General features: G+C 67.6%; 1 protein-coding gene. It reads left to right on the forward strand.

The window, feature by feature from the left end; all coding sequences use genetic code 11:
• A partial coding sequence (locus tag LPA54_RS40315) for a ParA family protein (RefSeq protein ID WP_228985393.1) occupies nucleotides 1-414 on the forward strand: 414 nt, incomplete at both ends.

The following is a 414-nucleotide window of genomic DNA, read 5'->3' on the forward strand; positions in this document are numbered from 1 at the left end:
GCCGAGGTCCAGTTGGTGAGCGAGGTCGCGCGCGAGTCGACGCTGCAGCGGGCGCTGAAGCCGCTGATGGACGACTACGACTACATCGTCATCGACTGCCAGCCCTCGCTCGGTCTGCTCACGGTCAACGCGCTCACCGCGGCGCACAAGGTGATCGTGCCGCTGGAGTGCGAGTTCTTCGCGCTGCGCGGTGTGGCCCTGCTGACCGAGACCATCGAGAAGGTCCAGGAGCGGCTCAACCCGGAGCTGGAGCTCGACGGGATCCTCGCCACCATGTACGACTCGCGCACGGTGCACAGCCGTGAGGTGCTCGCGCGGGTGGTCGAGGCGTTCGACGACCACGTCTACCACACGGTCATCGGACGCACGGTCCGCTTCCCGGAGACCACGGTCGCCGGTGAGCCGATCACCACG

The sequence above is a fragment of the Streptomyces sp. DH12 genome (genome assembly GCF_020873895.1).
Lineage (GTDB): Bacteria > Actinomycetota > Actinomycetes > Streptomycetales > Streptomycetaceae > Streptomyces.